This is a genomic window from Sodalinema sp. (assembly GCF_046483825.1).
GTDB lineage: Bacteria > Cyanobacteriota > Cyanobacteriia > Cyanobacteriales > Geitlerinemataceae > Sodalinema.
In genome coordinates, this window is sequence record NZ_JAWOCL010000237.1 from 1 (window position 1) to 8,141 (window position 8,141).

Annotated in this window: 6 protein-coding genes and 1 pseudogene; 5 read left to right on the top strand and 2 right to left on the bottom strand. The window is 50.4% G+C overall.

Annotated features, from left to right (window positions below):
• Window positions 1–870, top strand: an 870-nt coding sequence (locus R6U67_RS15270; RefSeq protein ID WP_410253344.1) for a prolyl oligopeptidase family serine peptidase, incomplete at its 5' end; no start/stop codon positions are given.
• Window positions 871–922: 52 nt separating this feature from the next.
• Here the strand turns inward: R6U67_RS15270 and R6U67_RS15275 are convergent.
• On the bottom strand, window positions 923–2,416 hold the full coding sequence (locus R6U67_RS15275; RefSeq protein WP_410253345.1) for a sensor histidine kinase: 1,494 nt from the start codon (window positions 2,414–2,416) through the stop codon (window positions 923–925).
• A gap of 301 nt (window positions 2,417–2,717) precedes the next feature.
• Window positions 2,718–4,217, bottom strand: a complete 1,500-nt coding sequence (locus R6U67_RS15280; protein WP_410253346.1) for a TM0106 family RecB-like putative nuclease — start codon at window positions 4,215–4,217, stop codon at window positions 2,718–2,720.
• 302 nt (window positions 4,218–4,519) lie between these two features.
• On the opposite strand from R6U67_RS15280, the gene R6U67_RS15285 reads away from it, so the two are divergent.
• The 4 genes and pseudogenes from R6U67_RS15285 to R6U67_RS15300 all read left to right on the top strand — a co-directional run.
• Window positions 4,520–5,512, top strand: coding sequence for a ribose-phosphate pyrophosphokinase (locus tag R6U67_RS15285; protein WP_159789769.1), 993 nt, complete (start codon window positions 4,520–4,522; stop codon window positions 5,510–5,512).
• A gap of 121 nt (window positions 5,513–5,633) precedes the next feature.
• On the top strand, window positions 5,634–7,016 hold the full coding sequence (locus tag R6U67_RS15290) for a hypothetical protein (protein WP_410253347.1): 1,383 nt from the start codon (window positions 5,634–5,636) through the stop codon (window positions 7,014–7,016).
• Window positions 7,017–7,053: 37 nt separating this feature from the next.
• On the top strand, window positions 7,054–7,422 hold the full coding sequence (locus R6U67_RS15295; protein WP_410253348.1) for a hypothetical protein: 369 nt from the start codon (window positions 7,054–7,056) through the stop codon (window positions 7,420–7,422).
• A gap of 60 nt (window positions 7,423–7,482) precedes the next feature.
• Window positions 7,483–8,141: pseudogene (locus R6U67_RS15300) on the top strand (hypothetical protein); the annotation flags it as partial.

Sequence of the window (8,141 nt, forward strand, 5' to 3'; positions counted from 1 at the left end):
ATCTATCGCTACGACCTTACTACTGGCGAGAGTCGCCTCTTCCGCCAGCCAACAGTGGACTTTAACCCAGAGGAGTACGAAACCCGCCAAGTCTTCTATCACAGCCAAGATGGAACTCGCATTCCCATGTTTATCACCCACAAACAGGGATTAGTCTGTAACGGGAACAACCCCACCTACCTCTATGGCTACGGTGGCTTTAACATCTCCCTCACCCCGAGTTTTTCCGTCAGTCAGCTTGTCTGGATGGAACTCGGCGGCGTTCTGGCCATCCCCAATCTACGGGGTGGCGGGGAATATGGCGAAGCCTGGCACCAGGCGGGAATTAAAGAGAATAAACAGAATGTCTTTGATGATTTCATCGCCGCTGCCGAATGGCTGATTGACCAAGGCTATACTCGGTCTGAGAAACTGGCCATTGGTGGCGGAAGTAACGGCGGCTTGTTGGTGGGGGCCTGTATGACGCAACGGCCCGACTTGTTTGCGGCGGCCATTCCCGAAGTGGGAGTGTTGGATATGTTGCGCTTCCACAAGTTCACCATCGGCTGGGCCTGGTGTTCGGATTATGGGTCCCCCGATGATGCGGAGGAGTTTAAGGCCCTCTATGGCTATTCTCCCCTGCATCGGGTCCAGTCTGGGACGGCTTACCCGGCGACTTTGATTATTACGGGAGACCATGACGATCGCGTGGTTCCGGGTCATAGTTTCAAGTTTGCGGCGGCCCTACAAGCGGCCGATGCGGGGGAGAAGCCGCTGTTAATCCGCATTGAAACCAAGGCGGGCCATGGGGCCGGTAAACCCACTAGCAAACGCATTGAGGAAGTCGCCGATAAGTGGGTGTTTCTTCAACAGGTGTTGATGAATGATTGAGGCTGGCGTGAACCTGAACCGTTAAGAAGGGACAGTTATCTCACAGTTATCTCTAAACCTTGTCAGCTGCGGAAACGGGTAATTCGATGATAAACTCTGTCCCTTGACCGGGGGTGGAGTCAAAGGTGAGGCTTCCCCCATGATTCTCGGTAATAATTTGCCGGCTTAGGGATAGACCTAAGCCGGTTCCTCGTTCTCCATCTTTGGTGGTAAAGAAGGTTTCAAACAGTCGCGATTGGACATCAAGGGAAATCCCGGCCCCATTGTCGGCGATACAAATGGCGATGCGATCGCCTTCGTCATCTTGTAGATATTGGGTGCGAATGGCGATGATGTTGGGATTTTCTTGAATCTTGCTATAACTTAAGCCTTGATTTCCTTCTTCGACAGCGTCAATGGCGTTGCTAAGGAGATTCATAAACACCTGATTGAGTTGTCCGGGCCGGGCCGGAATTTTGGGAAGCTCGCTATAATCCTTCATGACCTTAATTTCGGGCCGTTCGGAATTGGCTTTGAGGCGATGTCGTAATACCACCAAGGTGCTATCTAACCCTTCATGGACATCACAGAGGGTTTCTTCGGCATCGAGTCGTGAAAATTGACGTAGGGAGGAGACAATCTCTTGGATGCGATCGACGCTGACTTTCATGGAATCGACAATCAGCGGGAAATCTTCCTTGAGATAATCAATATCGATGTCCTCAGCATGTTCGCTTAGTTCTGGGGGAGTTTGGCGGTAATGTTGTTGATATAAGCTTAAATGTTCCAGGAGATCGGCGGCGTAATCGGCGGTATGAACCAGATTTCCGGTGATACAACCGAGGGGGTTATTGATTTCATGAGCGACCCCAGCCACTAACTGCCCTAAACTGGATATTTTCTCGATTTGAACTAATTTTGACTGAGTGTATTGTAATTCGGCTAAAGCAGATTCAAGTTGTTTGATTTTCTCCCCTTCCCGTCGTTCGGCTTGTTCTCGCTTCAGTTCGGCGACGGTTCGTGTCCCTAAGACGCTGAGGACAATTTCGGCTTGCTGACGCTTTTGTTCTGAGAGGGGACGGTCATCTAAAATACAGATATGGCCAATCGGTTGATGGGTTTCGGGATCGAGCAACGCCACCCCCAGATAGGATTCCGCCTCAAGTTTGGTGAGGTTAACGTCATCAGGAAAGGACCGTTGCACTTCCTCCCGAAAGCAACAGAAGCTCAAGTCTTGGTCAGAGTTACTGGCCTGTTCTAATAGTTGGCCGCAAGGGGTCCCGCTGAGATCATACTCGAAGTTATCGACCGCTCCTTGACCGTCCCAGAAACACAGCGATCGCACCCGTTGCGGTCCCTTGCTGTCCCATTGGCAAATCTCGCCGATAATGGCATATTTGACATCAAGGGCTGCTGTTAGCTGTTCTGCGAGAACGGGGTAGTAATCCCGTCCGGTGACGGCGGCGGTGCTGGTAATGAGCTGAACAAGAACTTCCCAGGAGATATCCTGCATCAAGGTTTCGGAGACAGGAGCGGGAGAGGGTTGCGGGTCAATTGGATCGGACATAGTGTTGAAATACTCGATATCGGGGATCGAGTCGGTGGAATCGGAGCAGAAGATGGGGTGGTTTACCATGTCCCTAAGAGCGGGTGTAACGGGGCAGACCGAGATACTAAGGCCAGTGTCTAGGGCCTATGGTATTGTTAAAGTCGGGGACTGCATATGATCAAAATCACACCCCCTCCCCCAAAATGGCGATCGGCTTTGCTGGAGTTACCTGTCAATCGCTCACCCTGGCTGACAATTGAGACTCGCTCATCTTCGAGGGAGAATCGCGACTTGTTCATTCTTGATTGTCAATGATCAATCAGCCGTTCTTCATGGCTAAATCCTGGCCAATCGCCCCAAGGTAGTAAGGCTTCAGGAACTGATATAGCCAAGTTTTGAGTTCATAGGTTGCGCAACAATCATCCTCGTTATACTCCAGAATCGCCTCTAAACACTTGGGATCTTGATCCGTGAGCCATTCGTTGTACCAACAAATACATTGGGCGCCATTGGCTTGAGGATTGCGCCAGTGAAACCCCAGCCAACGAGCAATGGGTTTGAGGGCGTAACTTTCCACCGGGAGAATGCTTGAGTGGGTCACCCACCAATGAATATCGACACAACGATTAACGAGCGCTTGATAGCGATATTTCGGGGTTTTATACAGCCGCGCCAGTCGTTGAATTGTTTTAACTTCGTAATCACAAAAATGAAAAATTAGCGCGTCCGGGTAGGATTCCATTAGAGCTAAAAACTGCTGCCAAATCCTGCCTTCTTCCTCAGGATTTTTAGCCATAAATCCATAATAGGTCTGACTCTGATGTCGATGGTCAATCACCAACGCCCCCAGCAGGAAATCTAAGTCTAAATCGGGTTCGGCTTCGATATCAAAATGGATTTCGATCGCCGGATGGGGAGCCGCTAACCAGTGATTTCCTGGGGATGCGAGCAGATGAGTCATCGCACCATCTCGCAATAAGGGCTGTTGTTCATACGAGGCCATGGCCTGTTGGGCCAGTTGATTTCCCGCCTCCGCCCCGAAAGCCATCTTTAACTGCGATCGCGGCGCGTTAGCTAAGCTGGACAGGCTCGTGATCCCCATCCCTTGCAATTGGTCATAACGACTCGGCGTGACCCCCGGAATCAACGATAAATGACGCTCGGACTCAGCGACCTGATGACAAGCACTATACCAGTGACAGAGATTGCATTTTTGCCGCGACAAAAATAACTCCGGCGTTTGTGATCCGCGTAACGTGACAATACAGTCATAGAGAAGCTGCTGCATTTCCGGGACTCGTTTCGGGAAATCCACCGCGTGAGGCTTACGACCCCGTAACACCAGCTCCGTCGTGTCTGGCCAAACTCCTTGTAGCAGCGACAGGACTAACCCATGAAACGCCCCAACAATCTGATAATCGAGTTTGGGGCGTTTTCCGAAGCGAATATCATGGGGAACATATATCCAATCTCCAAACTGGGAGGATCCCGGATGGCGAACCAATAAATCGGGTTTCGAGAGCAGGTGAACTCCCGGAAGCCAAGGAGCCGAGAGAACACCGCGATAAATCGACTCAACCCCCTGTTCCATCAACTCCAGCGTCGCCTGAGTCGCGCCATACCAATCATCGCCCGACCAATGGGGGCGGTGATAGTCATATTGAGCTAAGACCTCCTGACGATGACAGCGGCTATCCTGACGCAGCTTGAGCAAAAAGTCATCGAGGGGATCTCGATCGCCCGAGTCACCGAACACATCTAAAAATGCCCGCCGATCGCACCGTTGGTAATACAGCAATAAATCATCACTAACGAGCATAAGACGCGGAGAGGCTGGCTCCTATCGATAAATTGTGCTGGGGGTCACCCATCCATTGTACTGCCTTTGGGGAGAGGGGGTTATCGGGGGGGCGATCGCCGTGATTGACCCAGCTCAGGCCAAAAATCGCTCAACTTAAGATTAACTCAAAAATTCACTCAAACCCCGACTATGAAAGTATTTCAGAGCGATCCAATCTGAGATTCTCTTGAAAATATCCCCCAAACCCCATAAATTCCCGAACAAATCGGCGGTTGCAATGATAATATTGCCTTAAACTAATGTGCCGTCGAGGGTTCGCTGTGAGCCGTTCTGCAACTCTATCGCTTCAGCCTTCCTTACTCTCTGTTGTCGATAACAATCGATTAAGGCTATTCTCTGGGTCTGCCAACCTGCCGCTATCTCAAGAAGTGGCCCGTTACCTCGGAATCGATCTCGGTCCGATGGTACGCAAGCGCTTCGCCGATGGCGAGCTATATGTGCAGATTCAGGAGTCGATTCGAGGCTGTGATGTCTATCTAATTCAGCCCGTCTGTCATCCGGTGAACGATCATCTCATGGAGTTACTGATCGTCATCGATGCCTGTCGTCGGGCTTCCGCGCGTCAAGTGACCGCCGTATTGCCATATTATGGCTACGCTCGCGCTGACCGCAAAACCGCTGGACGAGAATCAATCACCGCTAAACTCGTTGCCAACCTAATGGTCGAAGCCGGAGCCAACCGAGTCCTAGCCATGGACTTACACTCCGCGCAAATACAGGGATATTTCGATATTCCCGTCGATCATGTCTATGGGTCTCCCGTTCTGATTAACTATCTGTTAAATAAGCAGCTCAACGACATTGTGGTGGTGTCACCCGATGTTGGGGGAGTTGCGCGAGCGAGAGCGTTTGCCAAAAAACTCAATGATGCCCCCCTGGCGATTATTGATAAGCGCCGCCAAGCTCATAATGTCGCCGAAGTCTTAAATGTCATCGGAGATGTGCGGGGTAAAACGGCTGTTCTCGTCGATGATATGATTGACACCGGCGGAACCATCAGCGAAGGAGCGCGACTCCTCCGTAAAGAGGGCGCTCGCCAGGTGTACGCCTGCGCCACCCACGCCGTCTTCTCGCCACCAGCCGTGGAGAGACTCTCCAGTGGCGTGTTTGAAGAAGTGATTGTCACCAATACCATCCCCATTCCCCCAGAACGGATGTTTGACCAACTCAAGGTCCTCTCCGTTGCTAATGTCCTGGGTGAGACCATTTGGCGCATTCACGAAGATAGTTCAGTCAGTAGTATGTTCCGCTAACTAGAACTGAAAATGAGCTTCGGGGTCGCGGTGGCGACCCCGATTTCTTAGATTTAAGGAATAATAGGGAGGTGAATACCAAGTCGCCCTCGCCATGTTGAGTTAATCGGGGAACGAATCTATGTTTGATAAGCGCCGCCCGAACCATCGCCCTACGCCCTTTATTGCCACAAACCGTCCAGATGAGCATCTGCAAGAACAAACTCAAGAAATCGTCTATAACTATCTACTTGAGATTGTTCGAGCTTGGTCGCCTGAAGATGTGTTACAGGAGTTTCGGGGCTTATTTATTGACTGCAACAACGCCAAAAACTTAGAGGCGTTCCAGTCTCTAAAACAGTTGGTTGAAGCGAACGAAGAAACAGGGTTTCGTCATACCGTTAAACGGTCCTGTTACATCCTATTTAACAATTGGGAAGCCAATCGACAACATAAGTTTATTCCCAAGCTGGTTCAACTGTTTCAAGAACCCTCCATTCGTGAGCGGACCCTCTCCCCACATTTACAACGAGTCCGGGCTTGGTTACAAATTTTCACCGATGGTAAAGATTACCAAGATCTAAAGGTCTTTACCGCCAAATACGAAGAAGGGGAATTTGAGGAAGTTGAGGCCGCCAAATGGAGCGATCGCTATACCGCCTATTTACTGGTTCCTCAATACTCTAACCCCAATAATCCCATGGAACAGCGGGAAGTGGCCCGCGCCGTGTCTCAGCGACTGAAAGACCGTTTCAAGTTTGACTTAGCCATTTACATCACCCGCGCCCAAATGGTGCGCTACGACGACCAACAACATCCCAATCCCACGATTTTCGGGGATGAAGTGCTACGGATTATCAAAACTATCCTGGCCCGTCGAGGAAGTCTCAGCTACGAAAATCTAGCCAACATCTTTTTACGACAAACCCAAAACCAGCGTTACAGAGACTTTAAACGTAGTCTTCAGAAATATCTGCTCTTTTCTTGGTCAGACAAAGACTTGGCTCAAGTTTTGCGTCAACGTCTCTCAGAACGGCTGGATTTACTGTATATAGATAAGCACAACGATCCCGTTGATGAATCCCTGCGGTTACGCACCTGTAACCGGGCGATTGATGCGCTCATCAGTGAAACCGGAACCGAACCGTCTGCCATTTTTGTCTGGATGCTCTCCTGCGGAAATCCATTAGCATTGGTGGCTGTTTTGCTGAAACTGGTGTTAATTAGTCGCCATTCTCGCATCCATTTAGAAACGCGCATTGCTCAGCTTATTCGCTACTACGAACATTTACCTGAAGAAGACTGTCAGTGGGTAATTCACTTTTTTGAATTGTTCAAAATCGCCTTTGCAATTCATGCTGAAAATGTTGAGTATAGTTTAGTAGAAATTGAAGATCTCGCCGACGGTGAATCCAAATCGTCTAGTAAGTATCGAGTTTTTGCTCGCTTAAAATATCAAGAACTCTCCGTTGATGTCTCCGACGATATCGACGATTCAGATGAATTTACTCAGTTGCTTAGTTAACCAGGAAAAAATGACGACTGATTCAATGGCTGATTCAATGACTGATTCAATACAAGAGGTAATTGGCGATCGCGCCCGACTCTATATCAAACAACAGATTCGAGCCGGTACAACCCTCTGGTGGGGTGAAGATGACGACGGCGAATGTTGGAGTCTAGTCCCCCTGCGGGAAGCCGACTATCCCGGTTTGCATAACCTGAAAACCCTAGAGGTGACCGACGCTCACTTGCAGCAGATCCCCATTGTGGCGATCGATGAGAAGCTGCAACTGGTGATTATTAACCTCTGGGATCATGGCTACGAGGGGCTACAAGTCGATCCCGACGGCGAAGTCTGGCCCGCCTCCTTCCTGGGGGGAAATCCCCGTCAACCGGCATCCTGGGAGGTTCCCTATCAGTTCGTCTAGGCTCTCCGTCTGGGGTCGTTAAATCGGGCAGTTAAACTAGAGTTTTCACAGGTGGTGACGATGGTACGATTGAAAGCCTGGCAATGGACCATGTTAGCGATTCCCCTCGTCGGTATTGTGGGGTTTATTCTCGTCGCAGCGGGCTGGCAAATTCAACATTGGGGACTCAGTTGGATTTGGGCCATTTTCCTGGTCATCCTTCTGGGGTGGCGTTGGCTTTTGGCCAAATGGACAAAACCCCAACTCGCTCAAATCGAGGCCGTCGTTGCTGATGCCAATCAACAGCTCGTCGATAGCCGCGACGAAGCAGAAGAACATGGCAACAATCCCGAAGCCGCTCAAGCCGTGCGAGAGGCTCTAAACGAGATTTTGCAAGAAACCCATCATGATCCGCCCTTTTGGGACGATTGGGAACAGTTCTGGCAACGAGGCCAGGCGGTGGTGGTGGCGGTGGCCCATGCCTATAATCCCGAGGTGAAATATCCTTTGTTAAATATCTATGTCCCTCAAGCCTATGGGTTAATTCGCGGGACAGTGGATGACCTCGATCGCTGGATTGAAGAACCATTGCGCCCAACCCCAGACTTGACGCAGTTTGCGGGCCGAGGGTTCTATTTTCTGATAAACCTCGTAGGCTTGATAGGCTTGGCCCACGGTCACTTGTCCCAATACTGGCGAGAGTTTCTCCATCCAGCGATCGAGATCATCCACTGTCCCGC

Coding starts and splice junctions, on each gene's coding strand:
- R6U67_RS15275 (WP_410253345.1), bottom strand. CDS start 2,416: ATGTCCGATCCAATTGACCCGCAACCCTCTCCCGCTCCTGTCTCCGAA.
- R6U67_RS15280 (WP_410253346.1), bottom strand. CDS start 4,217: ATGCTCGTTAGTGATGATTTATTGCTGTATTACCAACGGTGCGATCGG.
- R6U67_RS15290 (WP_410253347.1), top strand. CDS start 5,634: ATGTTTGATAAGCGCCGCCCGAACCATCGCCCTACGCCCTTTATTGCC.
- R6U67_RS15295 (WP_410253348.1), top strand. CDS start 7,054: ATGACTGATTCAATACAAGAGGTAATTGGCGATCGCGCCCGACTCTAT.